We start from the raw sequence: 19,967 nt of genomic DNA on the forward strand, positions 1-19,967 counted from the left end.
AGAACTATTTACAGCGTCATTAAAAACAAAACACCATATCGTCAGGATTATATATGTCTTGATCCGAGAGAGAAAAATATTAATAGCTCCACTAATAAAGTGGCTTAAAAACTTGTAATTAATTAGAGTATATGAAACGACCATGTAAATTTGATTATCCAAATTTTCACATAGGGGATGATAAAATTTATTTGAGAGTTCCATATGGCAAATGAAAGCAATTATAAACATATGAAGATTTTATGCATAGGCCGCAACTACGTTAAGCACATCGAAGAGCTTAACAATCAAATGCCTACTGAGCCTGTAATTTTTGCTAAGCCTGATTCGGCTTTGTTACTTAAGAACAAACCGTTTTTCATTCCCGACTTTGCAAAAGAATTTCATCATGAAGTTGAAGTAGTGGTAAAAATCAACCGCATCGGTAAAAACATCGGCGCTCAATTTGCACATCGTTATTACGACGAGTTAGCATTAGGTATTGACTTTACGGCACGTGATTTACAATCTCAGTTAAAAAGCAAAGGTTTGCCATGGGAAAAAGCCAAAGCCTTTGATGGCTCGGCAGTTCTTTCTTCATTTGTTAGCAAGGAAAAATTTGACGATGTACAAAGCATTAATTTCCGCTTAGACAAAAACAATGAAACAGTGCAAGAGGGAAATACAGGTCACATGATTTATTCAATAGATCAAATCATTGCCCATGTTTCTCAATATTTCACACTGAAAATTGGCGACCTTATTTATACTGGAACTCCAGCTGGCGTTGGACAAGTAGCCATTAACGATCGCTTAAAAGGCTACATCGAAGATGAGATAATGTTTGACTTTTTAGTAAAATAAACGAACTTATCATCAGCCTGGTTCTTTACTTATAACAAACACAATATGAACGAGCCATTTTAATAGCTTCTCATACAGAAGTACGATTAACATTGGCGAGTTCCGTATGGCAAATGAAAACAAATTTTAGACACATGAAAACCTTAAAACAACTATTACTAATTGCTCTAGTTATTCCTTTCCTCAGTAGCTGTGGTTACAACACCATGGTTGATAAAAATGAATCAGTAGATGCAGCATGGGCACAAGTAGAGAATGTTTACCAACGTCGCGCTGATTTAATTCCGAATTTGGTTAATACCGTAAAAGGATATGCTGCTCATGAGCAAGAAACGCTGACTGGCGTAATTGAGGCACGTGCCAAAGCCACGAGTGTTAATATTAATGCTGATAATCTAAATTCGGCATCCTTGGCGCAATTTCAGCAAGCACAAGCAGGACTGAGTTCTGCCTTATCAAAACTAATGGTTGTTATGGAACGTTATCCTGATTTAAAAGCCAACCAAAACTTTTTGGACTTGCAGGCTCAACTAGAAGGAACTGAAAATCGCATTGCTGTAGAGCGTCGAAAATTTAATGACGCCACTAAAAACTACAATGCGTACATCCGTAAATTTCCTCGTGTGATTTATGCCAGCTGGTTTGACTTTGAGAAGAAACCTTACTTTCAGGCAGAAGCAGACTCTGAGAAAGCTCCTAAAGTAGAATTTTAAACTCAGCAACATGGCAAAAGATTTTTTTAGCGAGTCTGAACGTAAGCAGATCGTTGATGCTATTAAACAAGCAGAACTTAATACTTCAGGAGAAATACGTGTTCATTTGGATAAACATTGTAACGAAAATGTGTTGGACAGAGCGGCATATTGGTTTGAAAAACTACAGATGCACCAAACAGAACAACGCAATGGCGTATTATTCTACCTAGCCTACGAAGATCATAAATTTGCCGTTTTGGGCGATGCAGGTATTAATCAAAAGGTGCCTGATGATTTTTGGAATAGTATAAAAGACCTCATGCTAGCCAACTTTAAAGAAGGTAGGTTTGCCGATGGATTAGCGAATGGAATTATTGAAAGCGGAAAACAATTAAGAGCACACTTCCCTTATCAGTCGGATGATGTGAATGAATTGTCGGATGAAATCTCTTTTGGAGACAAATAAGAAAACTATGGTTAAAAGATATATATTCATACTGACAGTACTCTTCGCTTCTTTTGCTTCAGCACAAGACATTCCTGAACGTTCAAATCCGCCCCGACTTCTTAATGATTATGCAGGCTTATTATCATCGGAACAGCAACAACGACTTGAAAGCCATCTATCACAGTTCGCACGAGAAACAAGTACGCAAATTACTATTCTTTTAGTGAATGATTTTGGAGGTACCTCACGCGAAGATTTTGCATTTAAAGTTGGCGAAAAATGGGGTGTTGGTCAGAAAGGAAAAAACAATGGCATTGTAGTAGTCGTTAAACCACGCATTGGCAACTCGCGCGGGCAAGCCTTTATTGCAACTGGTTACGGCCTTGAAGGAGCTGTTCCTGATGCGGTAGCCAATCGAATTATTGACAAGGAAATGATCCCGTATTTTAAGCAAGGTGATTATTTCTCGGGAATTGCTGTTGCCAGCAACCGCCTTATGGAATTAACAAGAGGCGAATACACAGCTGACGAATACCTAAACAAAACTGGTAAAGGTGGCGGCTTTGGTATCATAGGCATCGTGTTTATTTTTGCTATCATTTCTTTTGTAATGCGAGCAGCAGGTGGCAATAGGCGATCCAACTTAGGAGGCTCTAGTCTTCCCTTTTGGGTATTAATGTCTGCCATGGGCGGTAGAAGCAACAGTTCACACGGCGGAAGCTTCGGTAACTTTACAAGCGGAGGCGGCAGTTTTGGCGGTGGTGGTTTCGGTGGCTTTGGAGGCGGTGGCTTCGGAGGCGGTGGAGCTGGCGGTAGCTGGTAGAGTAACGCACAATAAAATAGAAGCCGTCGATTCGTATTATAATCGACGGCTTTTTTATTATTAAGCAATAGCGCTCTAAATAATTTGTTGACATGAACTGATTAAAATCAAGCTTAACATTAGTATTTTATACTGAGCAGGAAGATACTCAACCCATGCACCGATATTGAACTAAAACACACTTTAGCATCGCTCATAAAAAACGTGCTTACGTTTTTACCAAAACATAGGCACGTTTTACTAAAAACATAGTGACGTTTTTCTTAAAACGTAAGCATGTCTTTCCACACTCCCAATTACACCTGACTATCAACAACTTACGGCCGCAAGTATAACTAAGCTAATTAAGTCCCTAAAATGGTGATTAAACACACCTTTTTATACAAAAAACCAGCGAAAGCTTTTGTCAGCTTATTCTATTTCATCAACTGATGTACGTTATTTTATCAACTACAAGTCAACTTCCTTACTACACATCGGTCGAGGCCAATGAACTTCCACTCATTAGCATTAGTCAGCTGAATACCATGCAGACTATATCAATTTTTCGTTTGGTATAAAATTTCCAACACTTAATCGCATCAGACTGCTGCCTTTTCCAATTTGGATAATTCCAATGACAAATACTCCCCTACTTATGTACCTTTTAAAGTGATCAGCAAACACTTTGTATATAACCAAAGTGAAATCCTCAAAAAAGTCCTTTAAAATACTCTAAAAGCACCTTGTATAGTTTTCACGTTTTCTTATTACCAGGCAAGCTTAAAAGCTGTATTATGGTCGTCTCACAAGTGTTTTCATAGAATAAGCATCCAGTATGAGATATACATCTATCTTTACCATTTTGGCTACATCACCTGTTCGCCATTGCTTGCTAACTACTCCTTACCTTCTAGTGGTCTGCATTGGCACAACCTCGCTGGGAGCGTAGTTGTACCGATGCAGGTACGAAGCGGGTACGAAGCAGACCCGATGAAGATCCGACGAAGCATCATATAAGTACCGATAAAAGCATAGAGTAAGTCCCATATCGAGCCGAACAAAAATAAATTTACCATTCCTCTACTTACTGGTTATTACCATCGCAAAAAATCATCCTACAGAATCTTTAATTGCATACAACTGAAGCTTCTTCGTTCTTCAATTAGGTTGCTTGCTTGGTTGAATTGATACAAGTCCTTTCTAGCACGAAAGAGCAACGTAGAAGAATTCAGAAGTTAACATAGAAATGTAAGCGACATTAAGTGATAACAACTTAGTTTCAGCCCTCTATCCATAAACGAAAAAAGAGATGTTCACTAATTGAACATCTCTTTTTATGTCGGGGTACCAGGATTCGAACCTGGGACCCCCTGGTCCCAAACCAGGTGCGCTAACCGGGCTGCGCTACACCCCGAAACATTTAATACTTAAAATTCATTTTTCAAAATAAAAAGAGCTTAGCAATAAAGCTCTTTTTATAGTCGGGGTACCAGGATTCGAACCTGGGACCCCCTGGTCCCAAACCAGGTGCGCTAACCGGACTGCGCTACACCCCGAATAATGAATTTCAAAATAAATGCGGAGAGTGGGGGATTCGAACCCCCGGTACGGTTGCCCGTACGTCAGTTTAGCAAACTGGTGGTTTCAGCCACTCACCCAACTCTCCTTTTTTCCTCTCTTTCATTAAAGAGAAACAACCGCTCTAGCTCTTCAATCCTGCGCCCCCTTTGCGATTGCGATTGCAAAAGTAGCAAATAGAATCAATACTCCAAAAATAAAATGAAAAATTTACACTCTTTTTATTCGCACACTTTCGATCAATTCTCCTAACTTATTATTGGTCAAAAAAAAAGCTACCCTGAGGTAGCTTAAAAAAATTTAATCTTTTTTCGGAGGCTTAGTGCCTGGCTTGGCAATTGAGTCTCTCATGGCCGTATCGGCTTCAATATTTTTATATTTCTGATAATCCATCACACCTAGGTTTCCACTTCTAAAAGCTTCTGCAAGGGCCTTAGGAACCTCTGCTTCTGCTTCAATTACCTTTGCCCTTGCTTCCTGAGCTTTGGCTTTCATTTCCTGCTCTAATGCAACAGCCATGGCTCTACGCTCTTCGGCCTTCGCTTGCGCAATATTTTTATCTGCATCGGCTTGATCAATCTGCAGACCAGCACCAATATTTTTACCTATATCAATATCCGCAATATCAATGGACAAAATTTCAAAGGCAGTACCAGCATCCAAACCTTTATTCAACACCACTTTTGATATAGAATCAGGATTTTCTAATACCGCTTTATGAGATATAGATGAACCAATCGAAGACACAATGCCTTCTCCTACACGGGCCAACACGGTATCTTCACCTGCTCCACCAACTAATTGCTTAATGTTAGCGCGAACAGTTACACGCGCCTTGGCAATTAACTGAATACCATCTTTGGCTACAGCTGCCACTGGAGGAGTATCTATGACCTGCGGATTAACCGACATTTGAACAGCTTCGAATACATCACGACCAGCTAAATCAATAGCTGTTGCCATTTGGAAGTTCAATTCAATATTAGCTTTTGCAGCAGATACTAATGCATGAACAACACGTTCAATGTGTCCTCCTGCTAGGTAGTGCGCTTCTAACTCATCACGCTTAATTTCGGATAAACCAGCTTTTGAAGCCTCAATTAATGCATTAACAATAATTGTTGGAGGTACTTTTCTAATTCTCATTAATACAAGCTGAATTAACGAAATACGCACACCAGACACCAAGGCAGAAAACCATAGGAAAATTGGCACGTAATACAGAAGCAAAAATAATACAACAACTACTGCTGCTATTAAAAATATGGGAGCTATTTCCATTTAATTAGTTTTTGAGTTTAACAATTACGTATGTTTTATATACTTCTTTAATAATAATTTCTGAATTCTCATCTACAAACTGACCAGGACACTTTCCTTCTATTACCTGTCCATTAACCATAACTTTACCAATGGGATTTAAACGAGTTAAAGCAACTCCCTCATCCCCTACATGAATACTACTTTCCTCCACTGTCTCAACTTTTCCATCCACTTGCGAGTGCAACATTAACCTATTCCAGGTTTTAGATCGGAATGATAGTACTAACATGATTAAACCTGCTAAAACAGTACTTATTAATGCGATATTTCCATATGTAACACCATAAGCATTGTAAGCCAGGAACACACCGCCAGCAGTAAAAATAAAACCGCCAATACCAGCTACAGTAACTCCAGGGAAAACAAAAAACTCAAGAATAAAAAGAAATAAACCTAAAAGAATAATTAATACAATAACTAATGCAGACATATGACCTATTCAATGGTAACTAATAACTGTTCTTCAGATAATTTTTCTTTCAAGGGTAGTAAATCATCAAAACTCCCGGTTTTAATATTGCAGGAACCTGTATAGTGTGTTAAAAATGCACATTGCTCAGCCTGAATGGCATCATGCTCGCATATTTCACACAAAACATCAATCACATGGTCAAATGAATTATTATCATCATTATGAAGTGTCAAAGTTCTATATTCATTGCCATTACCTGTTTTATCAGGCTCTTCATGTCGTTTTCCAAATGAAACCATAAGCGTAAAGTTTCTATAAATTAACCATATTTTTTTGTGAAAAACTAATTTCTAGTTCTTCAGCTCATCAGTTAATTTTATTTGCTGTCCATCTTTAAAAACAACGACAAAGGCTCCTTCAAATCCAGCAGCCTTAACAGCACTTACATCTTTCTGAGCCTTAGAGTAAGTATCATAATTTCCAGCAAAATATTTTGTCAAATCTTTATTGGGAATATTGGTTTTTGAGATGGCTGGAATTTTAGCCACAGCTCCTGCATTTGGTTCATTACGAAAAACCCCTATTTGAATTTTATATACCAATCCTTTATTTGTCTTGGCAAAAGCCTGCTCTACCACCTTTGCAGGATTATCTTTCTCCACATCGTAGCCCTGCAACTCCTGGTAGGTTTTAGGCACATTCGAATTAACCTCCGACTCTACCGGTAAGGTTTCGTTGCCTTTTAATTCGGTATATTTCTTTAATGCCTGCTCCTGAACACCTACTCCTGTTCGTTTAATAGCACCAGATTTCTCATAACGAACAACATCAAAGCCTTGTTTAACATCAATCATGCCAATGGCTTCTTTGTAATACTCATTTGCCGAAGCACGTAACTCTCGCAATTCAGAAAGATCGTCAACTGTATTTGTCAAGGTTAATTCTTTCAATTTCTCATCGTAAATACTGAATTTACTATCGAGTGAAGCATGGTATAACTTCAGTGAAGTTACTTTTAATTCCTTGGCTTTTATCACTTGTGACTGCACTGCACTTTCTTCATCCAAACTATCTTTTGTTCGAATTACAGATATTAATGAACCATTACTATCAGTAGTCTCTCCTGCATCCTCTAACATTGTTGATGATTCAAGATTTAAAATATTCCCCCATATAAATAAAGAATCAGCATGATGTAACTGTTCTACTTGTTCACTTGTAAACAAAGCCAGATAGAGCTTCTCAAGCTCCTCTAACTGACGGGCAAACTCATCATCAGTATAAAAGGTAAATTCAGTAGGAATCAATATATCTTCAAAACTATCTTGTTTTTTTTGCGTCACTTTTACTTGCGTAGATGAGGTATACAAACCTGATGCAAGCAACTCTTTAATTTTCGATTGTTCTATTGATTTTGCCTGATAAAAGCTCTTCTCAATTTTCTCATCTAAGCCATATACTTTTTTTTCCATCAACAATATTTCATTGACTAACATCGAGCGCTCTGCATCTGAATTAGTTCGAGCATAGGCCTCTCGTTTTTTATACATTAAATCAGACAAGCTATCTTTTTGATGTTCTAACTGTAGGCCTCCTTCGAACATTTCTCTTGCTTGCTCACTTTGAAAGTGTTCAAAACGGCGATACTCTAATGTATCGGCAACAACAAAATAAAACTGATCAGTATTTTCATTAGATTTTGCATCATCATCACTACCATTATCATTTTTTGTTTGGTAAGTATTACCTGATAAAGACATAGCAGCCCTCGCCATTACCTCGTTCTCATCCTGAACAAAATTCTTAACCACTCCGTCGTTCCACTCTATAGCATAAACAATAGAAATACTGTCGTTTGTTTCACGATTAGAAGCAAACCAAGCTACCTCGTTAAACTCATCTGCAACAAATAAATAATCATCTTTGGGCGAATTAAAAGGTATGCCCATATTAACAGGATCTGTAAAGGTTTTATTCTCGACATCATAAGCAGCTTTATACAAATCGTAACCTCCCAAACCACCTTCGCGGTCAGACGAAAAGTAAATGGTTGATCCATCAATAACAACAAAGGGATACTTCTCGTTGGATAAAGTATTGATCCCACTTAACTCCTCACTTTCACTCCATCCATCCAGTAGCTTCTCCATCTTATACAAACCATAGGCTTGTTCTTTCTTTTTCATTGAGAAGTATACTTCATCTCCCCTTTCGGTGAGGTATAAAACCCCTTTTGGTTCCAATCCTGATTCGAAAAAATCCTCGTTATGAGATATTTTACCAACATCGGCAGCAGGGTGGTAGGCCTGCAACAATGATTGAATATCAACAGTATCTCGTTCATAAACATCCAATTGGTATATTTTTGCCGATTGCTGCAATCCAAACTCACATTGTTGCTTATAGAGTATCGCCTTTTCATTTCTAATATCAGATGCACTCGCATACTTCAAAAAACGCTCATATTGCTGAATAGCTTCTTCAAATCGATAGGTTAGTTGGTAGGCTCTACCCAAATAATAATAGGCATCGCGACTAACACCTTTAAGGGCAGCATATTTCAAACTCTTAACTGCCTGCTTTAAATCATTGTTATTCTGTATTAAACAAATACCATAGTAATAATTGTACTTTATCTCTCTACTATAGCGAACCAACAAGCTTTCATAAGCCTTTTCAGCCTCAATATAATTACCATCTTTAAAAAGAACCAATGCTTCCTTAGCTGTATAGCTCTTTTCTTGAGCTACCATATCAATAGCTATAAAAATGGTTAGTGTAGCAAGTATTAGTTTAATATACCTGAAATTGATCATACGGTGTGTGTTTCTTGTTTAGTTCAATCGCCAAAATTAAACATTACCGCTTAATAAGCTAAAGGGCACGTTAAAAATATTGCCGCATTTGGCTTATATCAACAGCTTTTATCATCATCATGTTGTAAGTTAAGGCAGAATAGAGCTTAATGCCAAAAAAGCGTCAATGATAGTGTTAATAACTTTTGAACCATCCACCCCTAAGATCGTTCCTAATTTTAGATATATTTGTAAACTCAGCTTAAAATATTAAACGATATTATTTAAGCTCATAAAACTGAAATACAATGCTTAAAGAAGGTGATAAGGCTCCTATTTTCAAAGGGAATAACCAAGATGAGAAGGAAATTAAATTGAGTGATTTTGCTGGTAAAAAAGTGATCTTATATTTTTACCCAAAGGATAATACGCCGGGGTGTACGGCTGAATCGTGCAATTTAAACGATAATTACAACGAACTTACTTCAAAAGGTTTCGAAGTAATTGGGGTTAGTCCTGACGGTATTACTTCACACCAAAAATTTATTGCCAAGCATCAACTACAATTCAACCTAATAGCAGACACTGAAAAGGAAATTCTGCAACAATATGATGCCTGGGGATTAAAAAAGCTTTATGGTCGTGAATACATGGGTGTACTAAGAAAAACATTCATTATTGATGAAAATGGGCTTATCGTTAAAATCTTTGAAAAAGTAAAAACTAAAGATCACACCAATCAAATTTTAAGCGAATTGGAGAAATAAACTGCTCTTCGCAATACTAAGCAAATAGATTAAAAACATAATAATGGCAGAAAAAAAAGATAACAATGCGAACAAGGAAAAACTGAAAGCACTTCAGTTGACCATGGAGAAAATTGATAAAACATATGGCAAAGGCACCATTATGAAAATGGATGATGCCGCTGTTGAAGCAGTACCAGTAATTCCAACTGGATCTATTGCACTTGATGTAGCTTTAGGTGTAGGAGGTCTTCCTCGTGGCAGAGTTATTGAAATTTACGGTCCTGAATCATCGGGTAAAACAACATTGGCCATCCACGCCATTGCAGAAGCTCAAAAAGCAGGTGGTATTGCTGCCTTTATTGATGCAGAGCATGCTTTCGATCGTTTTTATGCCGAGAAGCTAGGCGTTGACTTGGAAAGCTTACTTATATCACAACCTGACAATGGTGAACAAGCACTTGAAATTGCTGATCAGTTAATTCGCTCATCGGCCATTGACATTATTGTTATTGACTCGGTTGCGGCTTTAACACCTAAAGCTGAGATTGAAGGTGACATGGGTGATTCGCGCATGGGATTACAAGCTCGCCTAATGTCGCAAGCATTACGTAAGCTTACATCTACCATCAACAAAACGAACACAACTTGTATTTTCATTAACCAGTTGCGTGAGAAAATTGGTGTTATGTTCGGAAACCCTGAAACCACTACCGGTGGTAATGCCTTGAAATTTTATGCTTCGGTTCGACTTGACATCCGTCGCGTGACACAAATTAAAGATGGAGAAAATGTTGTTGGTAGCCACACGCGTGTTAAAGTGGTAAAAAACAAGGTAGCTCCTCCATTTAAGAAAGCTGAATTCGAAATTCGTTACGGTGAAGGTATTTCTCGCGTGGGTGAGATTTTGGACATGGGTGTTGACCTTAATATTGTTAAGAAAAGCGGCTCGTGGTTTAGCTACGGGGAAACAAAGTTAGGACAAGGTCGTGAGGCTGTTAAAGAAGTTATTAAGGACAATCCTGAACTTTCTGAAGAGTTAGAACAAAAAATATTTGCTGCTATTAAAGAAAATAGCACCAAGTAATCTTGCACTTGTAATAAGAACGAAGTTATTTCGTAATAAAATTCAAAGAGGGTGGCAAGTAATGCTATCCTCTTTTTTTGTTCTCTTAATTAAACAATTAGCCTTAGACATAAAAAAAGCCTCCACAGTTTACTAGGGTTAGTATTGGTCTGTAGAGGCTAAAGGATGTTGAATAGTGTTGGGTGTTTTAGAAACCGTCCGTTTCAGTTTCTTGAGTGTTTAATGAATTGTGAATTCGATTGAGTTTACTGCAATACCCAATCATATGTTCCTTGCACTTGATGAATGACCATATTTTAATGACGAAAGACTTCTTTCAATTGACCAACGAACATAACCTTAGTATCGTAATTGATATAATTTCAATTAAAAACACCCTTGAACATTACACCCCAAAAGTCAACCACTTCAATACACCCACCTAATCAAATACTTACACCCAGAACAAATACCTACCCCACTCTTACTTCTCCACAAGAGACATACATTCTGTTCAATATCATCCAGAAGTAATTAACATTCGTCAAAACAGATAAGCCTATCTTTTTTTAGCTTCCTCCCAAATAACATCCATCTCAGCTAAACTCATTTCTTTTAAATCTTTTCCAACCTTCAGAGTTTTTTCCTCCAAATAATTAAAGCGCTTAATAAATTTGCGATTGGTGCGCTCCAATGCATTCTCAGGATTAACACCATACAATCGAGCTGCATTAATTATTGAGAAAATAAGATCGCCGAATTCAGCCTCTGTTTTATCTGCGTCATTGGCATCAATTTCAACTTTTAGCTCCTCCAACTCCTCTTTCACCTTATCCCAAACCTGCTCTTTGTGCTCCCAATCAAAACCAACTCCACGTGCTTTATCCTGTATTCGATTTGCTTTTACCATAGCTGGCAAAGACAAGGGCACTCCTTCCAACACAGATTTATTACCACCTTTTTCTTTCAACTTGAGCTTTTCCCAATTTTCCTCCACCGTTTTAGCATCATTAGCTTCAACATCTCCGAAAATATGCGGGTGTCGATAAATCAACTTCTCGTTCAACGATTGAATAACGTCACCCATACCAAACGACTCTGTTTCTGATCCTATTTTGGCATAAAAAACAATGTGCAACAGTAAATCGCCCAACTCTTTTTTTATAGCAGATGAGTCATTGTTAATAATAGCATCAGCCAACTCATAGGTTTCCTCAATGGTTAAGGTTCGCAACGAATCATTGGTTTGTTTTTTATCCCACGGACATTTAGCCCTTAACTCATCCATTATATCTAATAACTCTTTAAATACAACTAAGGTCTTATGATGTTTATTATCATCCATATTATCAAGCTTGATTAATTTCAATAATTATGTAGCAATTGGATATTTTTATCGCTCAAATACAACTTTTATCAGCTTACAAATGCAAAAAATGTTGTTACTTTGTGCTCTACAAATTTAAGGATTTATAGCACTTTATGATAGAAAAGTTAATCTACCTCGAATCGGTTGATTTAGTTGAGTTTTTAGGAATTAAAAACTCCAAATTAGAACTCATTAAAAACCACTTCCCAAAACTCAACATCGTAGCGCGTGGCAATTGGCTAAAAGCCATTGGTGATGCTGAGGAAGTTGCCGACTTTGAAGAAAAGGTTAACTTATTATTGCAACACTACAACAACTACAATGTATTAGCCGAAAAGTCGCTTAATGAAATTCTTTTGGGAGATAAGCTTACTGAAGCCAGCAGTAATAGTGACATTATCCTATTTGGTAATAATGGCAAACCCATAAAAGCTCGAACTGAAAATCAGGAAAAACTTGTAAAGGGCTTTAAAAAGAACGATTTACTATTTGCAGTGGGCCCTGCAGGATCGGGCAAAACGTATGTTGCCATAGCTTTGGCCGTGGCTGCTCTTAAAAACAGACAGGTTAGAAGAATTATCTTAAGCAGACCAGCTGTTGAGGCTGGTGAAAAGCTTGGTTTTCTGCCTGGTGATATGAAAGAGAAAATAGATCCTTATTTACAACCATTGTATGATGCCTTGCAAGACATGATACCAGCCGTTAAGCTAAAAGAGTTTTTGGAAAACGGAACCATACAAATTGCTCCTTTAGCCTTTATGCGAGGTCGAACGCTTAACAACGCTTGTGTTATTTTGGATGAAGCACAGAATACCACTGCCAACCAAATGAAAATGTTCTTAACGAGGATGGGTGAATTTGCCAAGTTCATTATCACAGGTGATGTCACACAAATTGATTTACCCAGCAAGCAGCAATCGGGCCTTGTGCAAGCCATGCGCATTTTAAAAGGAATAAAAAGAGTGGAACCAGTGAACTTTACCGTAAAAGACATTGTTCGACATCAACTAGTGCAAGAAATTGTAGAAGCATACGGCAAAGAGGATGATAATAGCGATAACAGCAGAAACAGATAACAACTACATAATCACAACTAAAGGAAAATAAACATTGATATAAACTAATAATTATGAGCAAAGCAATTGTTAAGACGGATTACAACTTTCCGGGACAAAAAAGCGTTTACAAAGGAAAAGTACGCGACGTTTATAACATTAACGATGACTACCTTGTGATGGTTGTTTCAGACCGCATTTCGGCCTTCGATGTGGTACTACCCAAAGGTATTCCTTACAAAGGACAAGTATTAAATCAGATCGCAGCTAAGTTTTTAGATGCTACTGCCGACATTGTACCTAACTGGAAAATAGCTACTCCAGATCCAACAGTAACAGTTGGTCATATGTGTGAGACTTACCCAGTAGAAATGATTGTTCGTGGCTACCTAACTGGTAGTTCATGGCGTTTATACAAAGATGGTGGTCGTGATATTTGTGGCGTAGCTTTACCTGATGGTTTAAAAGAGCACCAGGCTTTTCCTGAGCCAATATTAACTCCTACTACCAAAGCTGAGCAAGGCGAGCATGATGAGAACATTACTCGTGAAGAAATTCTTAAACAAGGATTAGTTTCAGAAGAGGAGTATGTTGAATTGGAGCGTATCTCATTGGAGCTATTTAAGCGTGGTAGCGAGATTGCTAACGAAATGGGCTTAATACTTGTTGATACAAAATATGAGTTTGGTAGAAAAGATGGTAAGATTTACCTGATTGACGAAATCCATACACCTGATTCATCGCGTTACTTTTATGCCGATGGCTACCAGGAGCGCTTTGACAAAGGCGAAAACCAAAAGCAACTTTCGAAAGAATTTGTTCGTGAGTGGTTAATGGAAAATAATTTCCAGGGACGCGATGGAGAAGCAGTACCTGAAATGTCTGACGAATATGTAACCGAAGTATCGGAGCGTTACATTGAGTTATACGAAAGTATTACTGGTAACAAGTTTGAAAAAGCTGATGTTTCTGAGGTAATTGGTCGCGTTGAGAAAAATGTAACAGATTATTTGAATTCTTTGTAATTCAGACATCAACGATATAATAAACCCGTCAGAATTTAAACTCTGACGGGTTTGATTTTTTTTATAAGCTAGCTCTACAACTTACTCATCAATACCTTCCAGCATCATCATAAATGCATAATCCAAGGCAGTTTCACGATAACGCTTGAAACGCCCTGAGGCACCACCATGTCCCGCTTCCATATTGGTATGCATTATCAAAATCTTATCATCCGTTTTCTTATCCCTTAATTTAGCAATCCACTTTGCTGGCTCCCAGTATTGCACTTGCGAATCAAACAAACCTGTTGTGATCAACATATTCGGATAAGCTCTGGACTCAACATTATCATACGGTGAGTAGCTCAACATATAATCGTAATATTCTTTATTCTTTGGGTTACCCCATTCGTCAAACTCATTGGTTGTTAAAGGAATGGTTTCGTCCAACATGGTTGATACTACATCAACAAAAGGTACCGCTGCCACTACTCCATTGTACAGTTCAGGCGCCATATTAACAACAGCCCCCATTAACAAACCACCTGCACTGCCACCCATGGCATACAAATGTTGTGGCGATGTATATTTTTGCTCAATAAGGTATTTACTACAATCAATGTAATCATTAAAAGTATTCATCTTATTTAGCATTTTACCATCATCATACCACTGTCGCCCCATTGCCTGACTTCCACGTATATGAGCCAATACAAATACAAAGCCGCGGTCTAACAAACTTAAACGGGTAGAACTGAACCAAGGATCCATTGTACTGCCATACGAACCATAGGCATAAAGCAACAAGGGAGCCTGACCATCTTTTTTTAATCCCTTTTTGTAAACAACAGACATGGGAACTTTCTTTCCATCGCGTGCCTTTGCCCACAAACGTTCTGTCACATACTCATCAGGATTGTGCCCTCCGATCACTTCCTGCACTTTTTTTACATCTTTTGTTTTCTCATCCATATTATAATCGATGGTAGATGCTGGTGTAGTCATTGAGCTATATCCAAAGCGCAATAAGTTGGAATTAAACTCAGGATTAGTTGATATATATGAAACATACACTTCTTCTCCAAAATCAAGATAATGCTCACCTCCTGTTTTTTGATTAATAATTCGCAAATGCGTTAAGGCATCTTTGCGTTCGCTAACCACCAAATGGTTATTAAACACCTCAATATCGGTAAGTAAAACATCTTCTCGATGAGGTATTATCTCCTTCCAATTATTCATTCCTGTAGCTCCCGCAGGCGTCTCCATCAAACGAAAATTGGTTGCTTCATGGTTGGTGGTAATTAACCATTTATCTTCAAAATGATTAATATAGTACTGATGGTCATTACCCCTTGGAGTAAACTGCTTAAAATCACCAGTTGGATTATCAGCATCTAAAACCCAATAATCACTTACTAGAGTTGCATCTTCCTCAATAACAATAAACTTGTCTGATTTTGTTTTACTAACACCAATATAGAACGATGGATCTTTTTCATGATAAACCATCACATCTTCTGACGTTGGATTTCCCAATTGATGGCGCCATATCTTTTCACTTAAAAGCGACACCTCATTCTTCGTAGTATAAAAGAAGGTCTGGTTATCATTGGCCCAGGCACCTCCTCCTTGGGCGTTTTCCAAAACATCGGGTAATATCTCTCCTGTCTCCAAGTTTTTAAAACGGATAGTATATATACGTCTACTAACAAAATCCTCAGCAAAGGCCAACATTTTATTATCCTTACTAATACTTATACTTCCTAGCCCATAAAACTGCTCTCCTTCTGCACGGATATTTTCATCAAAGAAAATTTCCTCGCTAGCATCTAAACTACCTTTCTTTCGACAGTGAATACGATATTCTTTCCCTTTCTCAAATTTTGAATAATACCAATAACCATTTGAAAAATACGGCACCGATTCATCATCTTTCTTGATACGCCCAACAATTTCATTAAAAAGCTTCTCTTGTAATGCTTCCGTATTAGTCATTACAGCATTCGTATAAGCGTTTTCAGCATTCAAATAACTGAGCACCTGTTGCGTGTGTTTATCAGGTTTTTCAGCATTCTTTTGCTCATCCGTTAAACGCATCCAAAAATAAGGATCAACGCGCGTATGGTCATGAATTTTTAAAACGGAGTCCATTTTCGAGGCACTGGGTGCATCGGGCAGTTGTTTTGGAATCATGTTGTTTTTCTTGTTTGAAGAAGTACAAGCCAGTGCAAAACAAAGCACAAGCAGGTAAGCTAATTTTTTCATAGTGTCCTTTTTAGGTTTAGGTAACTAAGATATTGATTAAATCAATAATTCACTGAGCATTCTCATGTTTTTGTACTACGTTGAACTATAAACGTCAGTAATTCGGCACTCGAATATTGAATTTAGTGTTAAAAATAGTTAAACTTCAAATTTTCAGAACATGCCTTTTCATTACTATCATCAACACATATCTAAATTAAACATCAATTGTTCTTCATGAATTACACTCTTAAATGTCATTTGTAATCTGCACATTACAATTATCTATCGAATTTATTACTTCGATATTCTAAAAGATAAGACCTCTTTTTAGGGTTAATAAAGACCTAAAACTCTCGAATAGACCTAATAATGAAGATTGCACAGTAACTAAAAACAGCTTTTCTTTGCAGCGCAAAACAGATAATTACGCACAAATAATAATTAGTACAGGTTAACAGGCAAATTATGAGTAAAATTAAAGAAGCTTTCGTAAATGGTTCGTGGAACGAACAGGTAAACGTTAGAGATTTTGTTCAAAAAAACATCACACCTTTTGATGGTGATAGTTCTTTCTTAAGTGGAGCTACTGAAAGAACAAAAAAACTTTGGGACATCTGTCTTGAAGCAATTAAAGAGGAAAGAGCCAACAATGGTGTTCGTTCAATCGACACTGAAGCTGTTTCTTCAATTGTATCTCACGAAGCAGGATACATTCAAAAAGACCTTGAATTAATCGTTGGTCTACAAACTGATGAATTACTAAAGCGTGCCATGAAACCTTATGGTGGTATTGCTGTAGTTGAAAAAGCTTGCGAAGAGCAAGGTTTAGAAGTTTCTGACCGCGTAAAAGATATTTTCCGCAACTACGCAAAGACTCACAACGATGGTGTTTTTGATGTATATACTGACGAAATTCGTAAGTACCGTTCATTAGGATTCTTAACTGGTTTACCTGATAACTACGCTCGTGGTCGTATCATTGGTGACTACCGTCGTTTAGCACTATACGGTATTGACACATTAGTAGCTGCTAAAAAAGCTGACTTACAAGGATTAGTTGGACCTATGTCTGACGAGAAAATCCGTTTACGTGAAGAAGTTGCTGAGCAAATCAAAGCTTTAATCCAGATTAAAGAGCTAGGTAACAAGTACGGTTTAGATCTAAGTCGTCCGGCTGAATCGGCACAAGAGGCTGTTCAGTGGGTTTACATGGCTTACCTATCTGCTGTAAAAGAGCAAGATGGTGCAGCTATGTCATTGGGTAACGTATCTTCATTCATCGATATTTATATGGAGTACGATTTGGCTAACGGTAACATTACTGAGGAATTAGCTCAGGAATTTATCGACCAGTTCGTAATGAAGTTACGCGTTGTACGTCACCTACGTATGAATGCATACAATGAGATTTTTGCTGGTGACCCAACTTGGGTAACTGAAGCAATCGGTGGTAAATTAATGGATGGTCGTCATAAGATCACTAAGACATCATACCGTTTCTTACAGACATTATATAACTTAGGTGCATCACCTGAGCCAAATATGACTGTTCTTTGGTCATCAAGCCTTCCTGAAGGATTCAAGAAATTCTGTGCGCAGGTTTCTATCGATACATCATCAATCCAGTATGAGAATGATGACTTAATGACCAGCACACGTGACTCTGATGATTACGGTATTGCTTGTTGTGTATCATTCCAAGAAATTGGTAAGCAAATCCAATTCTTCGGTGCACGTACCAACCTTGCTAAAACGCTATTATTAGCTATTAACGGTGGACGTTGTGAGTTATCAGGAAAAACAATCGTTGAGGGTATCCCTGCACTAAAGAGCGATAAGCTTGACTTTGATGAAGTAATGGCTAACTATAAATTAGCAATGAAAGACGTTGCTCGTGTTTACAACGAGTCAATGAACATCATCCATTACATGCACGATAAGTACTACTACGAGAAATCACAGATGGCTTTTGTTGACACAAATCCAGCAATAAACTTAGCTTACGGTATGGCTGGTTTGTCAATTGTAGCTGATTCATTATCTGCCATCAAGCATGCTGATGTAACAGTTGTTCGTAATGAAGATGGCTTATCGTCACAATTCCTTATCAACGGTGAATTCCCTTGCTATGGTAACGATGATGACCGTGTTGATAACTTAGCTGTTGAAATTTCTAACCACTTTAACCAGTTGTTATGTGGTTTAGATACTTACAAAAACGCTGAACCAACAATGTCAATCCTTACAATTACATCTAACGTAGTTTACGGATTGAAAACTGGTGCTACTCCTGATGGACGTGAGCAAGGTGTTCCTTTCGCTCCAGGTGCTAACCCAATGCACGGACGTGATAAGAACGGTGCTATTGCTTCATTAAACTCAGTAGCAAAATTAGACTACAAAAATGCCTTGGATGGTATCTCAAATACTTTCAGCATTATCCCTAAATCATTAGGTGCTGACGCTGATATTCGTAATGAGAACCTAGTAACTATGATGGATGCATACTTCTCAAAAGAAGCTCACCACTTGAACGTGAATGTTCTTGACCGTGAGTTATTGGAAGATGCCATGGAAAATCCAGGAGAATACCCTCAGTTAACAATCCGTGTATCGGGTTACGCTGTAAACTTTGTTCGCCTAACACGCGAGCAGCAGCTTGAGGTTATCTCACGTAGCTTCCATAGCAACATGTAATAACAAAGTACAAAAGGATAAAATAAGGCAGAAGTTTGGTTGAACTAAACTTCTGCCTTTGCCTTATTAACAAACTAACAAATTACACATGCTAAGAGTACATTCATTTGAGTCATTAGGCACCTACGATGGTCCGGGTATACGCTTAGTTGCGTTTTTGCAAGGATGTAATTTCAAATGCCTCTATTGTGCCAATGCCGATACCATTGAATTAAAAGGTGGTAAAGAAACTTCAGCTGAAGAAATTTTGGGCATGGCTGAAAATCAGCGTCCTTTCTTTGGTAAAAAAGGTGGTCTTACCTTCTCGGGTGGCGAACCTTTGGTACAGGCAAAACAGTTACTTCCGGTTGTAAAAGCACTGAAAGAAAAAGGTTTTCATATCTGCATCGATACTAATGGCAGCATTTTGAATGATGATGTGAAAGAAGTATTGCAGTACACGGACATTATATTACTTGACATTAAGCACATTAACAATGAGCAACATCAATTTCTGACAGGAAAAGGTAATGAAAAGACCTTGGCGTTTGTTGATTATCTTGCAGAGATTAAGAAACCTATTTGGTTGCGTTACGTATTGGTGCCTGGACATAGTGATAAGACGGAGCATTTGCATCAGTTAGGTGAGCACTTCAAAGCTTATGACAATGTTGAAAAACTTGAAATACAACCGTATCATGAATTAGGAGCTCATAAATATGAGCACTTAGGTTGGGAATACCAGTTAAAAGGTGTGAAAGCCAACACTACAGAGCAGTTAAATGCTGCACGCGATATATTTAACACTTACTTTAAAGAAGTAGTAATAAACTAAGCAACTTAATACAACTATTTAAAGTAAGCTCCCAAAAGGAGTCAAAATAACAATTGAGAATAAAACA

General features: G+C 37.8%; 16 protein-coding genes and 3 tRNA genes. 10 read left to right on the forward strand and 9 right to left on the reverse strand.

Annotated features, from left to right (window positions below; genetic code table 11):
* Positions 1 to 231 precede the first annotated feature (231 nt).
* The 4 genes from FNN09_RS19240 (at position 232) to FNN09_RS19255 (ending at position 2,809) form a co-directional block, all read left to right on the forward strand.
* Complete coding sequence (locus FNN09_RS19240) at positions 232 to 843, forward strand: fumarylacetoacetate hydrolase family protein (RefSeq protein WP_143304120.1); 612 nt, start codon at positions 232 to 234, stop codon at positions 841 to 843.
* A 134-nt stretch (positions 844 to 977) separates the two neighbouring features.
* Positions 978 to 1,556, forward strand: a complete 579-nt coding sequence (locus tag FNN09_RS19245) for a LemA family protein (protein WP_143304121.1) — start codon at positions 978 to 980, stop codon at positions 1,554 to 1,556.
* Positions 1,557 to 1,566: 10 nt separating this feature from the next.
* Positions 1,567 to 2,004: a TPM domain-containing protein gene (locus FNN09_RS19250; protein WP_143304122.1), complete on the forward strand. Its 438-nt coding sequence runs from the start codon at positions 1,567 to 1,569 to the stop codon at positions 2,002 to 2,004.
* A 7-nt stretch (positions 2,005 to 2,011) separates the two neighbouring features.
* Positions 2,012 to 2,809, forward strand: a complete 798-nt coding sequence (locus tag FNN09_RS19255) for a YgcG family protein (protein ID WP_143304123.1) — start codon at positions 2,012 to 2,014, stop codon at positions 2,807 to 2,809.
* A 1,321-nt stretch (positions 2,810 to 4,130) separates the two neighbouring features.
* Here the strand turns inward: FNN09_RS19255 and FNN09_RS19260 are convergent.
* The 7 genes from FNN09_RS19260 to FNN09_RS19290 form a co-directional block, all read right to left on the reverse strand.
* Positions 4,131 to 4,205: transfer RNA gene (locus FNN09_RS19260), tRNA-Pro, on the reverse strand.
* A gap of 67 nt (positions 4,206 to 4,272) precedes the next feature.
* Positions 4,273 to 4,347, reverse strand: a tRNA-Pro gene (locus FNN09_RS19265).
* A 23-nt stretch (positions 4,348 to 4,370) separates the two neighbouring features.
* A tRNA-Ser gene (locus tag FNN09_RS19270) sits at positions 4,371 to 4,457 on the reverse strand.
* Between the two features lie 212 nt (positions 4,458 to 4,669).
* The gene (gene floA / locus FNN09_RS19275; protein ID WP_143304124.1) at positions 4,670 to 5,650 is read right to left on the reverse strand and encodes a flotillin-like protein FloA; all 981 of its coding nucleotides are present in this window, start codon (positions 5,648 to 5,650) and stop codon (positions 4,670 to 4,672) included.
* Positions 5,651 to 5,654: 4 nt separating this feature from the next.
* Positions 5,655 to 6,122: an NfeD family protein gene (locus FNN09_RS19280; protein WP_143304125.1), complete on the reverse strand. Its 468-nt coding sequence runs from the start codon at positions 6,120 to 6,122 to the stop codon at positions 5,655 to 5,657.
* A gap of 5 nt (positions 6,123 to 6,127) precedes the next feature.
* Positions 6,128 to 6,403 (reverse strand): ATP-dependent Clp protease adaptor ClpS, encoded by a 276-nt coding sequence (locus FNN09_RS19285; RefSeq protein ID WP_143304126.1) that lies wholly within the window; start codon positions 6,401 to 6,403, stop codon positions 6,128 to 6,130.
* A gap of 51 nt (positions 6,404 to 6,454) precedes the next feature.
* A complete protein-coding gene (locus FNN09_RS19290) occupies positions 6,455 to 8,920 on the reverse strand; it encodes an SPOR domain-containing protein (protein ID WP_143304127.1) in 2,466 nt (821 codons plus the stop codon).
* A 287-nt stretch (positions 8,921 to 9,207) separates the two neighbouring features.
* Between FNN09_RS19290 and bcp the strand changes: the two genes are divergently transcribed.
* Complete coding sequence (bcp, locus tag FNN09_RS19295) at positions 9,208 to 9,666, forward strand: thioredoxin-dependent thiol peroxidase (protein WP_143304128.1); 459 nt, start codon at positions 9,208 to 9,210, stop codon at positions 9,664 to 9,666.
* 43 nt (positions 9,667 to 9,709) lie between these two features.
* Entirely contained in the window at positions 9,710 to 10,732 is a 1,023-nt protein-coding gene (gene recA, locus FNN09_RS19300; protein WP_143304129.1) for a recombinase RecA, read from the forward strand.
* 538 nt (positions 10,733 to 11,270) lie between these two features.
* Here the strand turns inward: recA and mazG are convergent.
* Positions 11,271 to 12,056, reverse strand: coding sequence for a nucleoside triphosphate pyrophosphohydrolase (mazG, locus tag FNN09_RS19305; RefSeq protein ID WP_143304130.1), 786 nt, complete (start codon positions 12,054 to 12,056; stop codon positions 11,271 to 11,273).
* A gap of 137 nt (positions 12,057 to 12,193) precedes the next feature.
* Between mazG and FNN09_RS19310 the strand changes: the two genes are divergently transcribed.
* On the forward strand, positions 12,194 to 13,156 hold the full coding sequence (locus FNN09_RS19310; protein ID WP_143304131.1) for a PhoH family protein: 963 nt from the start codon (positions 12,194 to 12,196) through the stop codon (positions 13,154 to 13,156).
* A 53-nt stretch (positions 13,157 to 13,209) separates the two neighbouring features.
* On the forward strand, positions 13,210 to 14,160 hold the full coding sequence (locus tag FNN09_RS19315) for a phosphoribosylaminoimidazolesuccinocarboxamide synthase (RefSeq protein ID WP_143304132.1): 951 nt from the start codon (positions 13,210 to 13,212) through the stop codon (positions 14,158 to 14,160).
* Positions 14,161 to 14,241: 81 nt separating this feature from the next.
* On the opposite strand, the gene FNN09_RS19320 is transcribed toward FNN09_RS19315, so the two are convergent.
* Positions 14,242 to 16,407 (reverse strand): S9 family peptidase, encoded by a 2,166-nt coding sequence (locus FNN09_RS19320; RefSeq protein ID WP_143304133.1) that lies wholly within the window; start codon positions 16,405 to 16,407, stop codon positions 14,242 to 14,244.
* A 447-nt stretch (positions 16,408 to 16,854) separates the two neighbouring features.
* Between FNN09_RS19320 and pflB the strand changes: the two genes are divergently transcribed.
* A complete protein-coding gene (gene pflB / locus FNN09_RS19325) occupies positions 16,855 to 19,086 on the forward strand; it encodes a formate C-acetyltransferase (protein ID WP_143304134.1) in 2,232 nt (743 codons plus the stop codon).
* Positions 19,087 to 19,174: 88 nt separating this feature from the next.
* Complete coding sequence (gene pflA, locus FNN09_RS19330) at positions 19,175 to 19,900, forward strand: pyruvate formate-lyase-activating protein (protein ID WP_143304135.1); 726 nt, start codon at positions 19,175 to 19,177, stop codon at positions 19,898 to 19,900.
* Positions 19,901 to 19,967 lie beyond the last annotated feature (67 nt).

It is taken from the genome of Carboxylicivirga sp. M1479, assembly GCF_007097485.1.
Taxonomy (GTDB): Bacteria; Bacteroidota; Bacteroidia; order Bacteroidales; family Marinilabiliaceae; genus Carboxylicivirga.

Excerpts from the sequence above, each read along its gene's own strand:
- floA (WP_143304124.1), bottom strand. The coding sequence starts at position 5,650 with ATGGAAATAGCTCCCATATTTTTAATAGCAGCAGTAGTTGTTGTATTA.
- FNN09_RS19310 (WP_143304131.1), top strand. The coding sequence starts at position 12,194 with ATGATAGAAAAGTTAATCTACCTCGAATCGGTTGATTTAGTTGAGTTT.
- mazG (WP_143304130.1), bottom strand. The coding sequence starts at position 12,056 with ATGGATGATAATAAACATCATAAGACCTTAGTTGTATTTAAAGAGTTA.
- pflA (WP_143304135.1), top strand. The coding sequence starts at position 19,175 with ATGCTAAGAGTACATTCATTTGAGTCATTAGGCACCTACGATGGTCCG.
- FNN09_RS19240 (WP_143304120.1), top strand. The coding sequence starts at position 232 with ATGAAGATTTTATGCATAGGCCGCAACTACGTTAAGCACATCGAAGAG.
- FNN09_RS19245 (WP_143304121.1), top strand. The coding sequence starts at position 978 with ATGAAAACCTTAAAACAACTATTACTAATTGCTCTAGTTATTCCTTTC.
- FNN09_RS19285 (WP_143304126.1), bottom strand. The coding sequence starts at position 6,403 with ATGGTTTCATTTGGAAAACGACATGAAGAGCCTGATAAAACAGGTAAT.
- FNN09_RS19280 (WP_143304125.1), bottom strand. The coding sequence starts at position 6,122 with ATGTCTGCATTAGTTATTGTATTAATTATTCTTTTAGGTTTATTTCTT.
- FNN09_RS19290 (WP_143304127.1), bottom strand. The coding sequence starts at position 8,920 with ATGATCAATTTCAGGTATATTAAACTAATACTTGCTACACTAACCATT.
- pflB (WP_143304134.1), top strand. The coding sequence starts at position 16,855 with ATGAGTAAAATTAAAGAAGCTTTCGTAAATGGTTCGTGGAACGAACAG.
- FNN09_RS19320 (WP_143304133.1), bottom strand. The coding sequence starts at position 16,407 with ATGAAAAAATTAGCTTACCTGCTTGTGCTTTGTTTTGCACTGGCTTGT.
- bcp (WP_143304128.1), top strand. The coding sequence starts at position 9,208 with ATGCTTAAAGAAGGTGATAAGGCTCCTATTTTCAAAGGGAATAACCAA.
- FNN09_RS19315 (WP_143304132.1), top strand. The coding sequence starts at position 13,210 with ATGAGCAAAGCAATTGTTAAGACGGATTACAACTTTCCGGGACAAAAA.
- FNN09_RS19250 (WP_143304122.1), top strand. The coding sequence starts at position 1,567 with ATGGCAAAAGATTTTTTTAGCGAGTCTGAACGTAAGCAGATCGTTGAT.
- FNN09_RS19255 (WP_143304123.1), top strand. The coding sequence starts at position 2,012 with ATGGTTAAAAGATATATATTCATACTGACAGTACTCTTCGCTTCTTTT.
- recA (WP_143304129.1), top strand. The coding sequence starts at position 9,710 with ATGGCAGAAAAAAAAGATAACAATGCGAACAAGGAAAAACTGAAAGCA.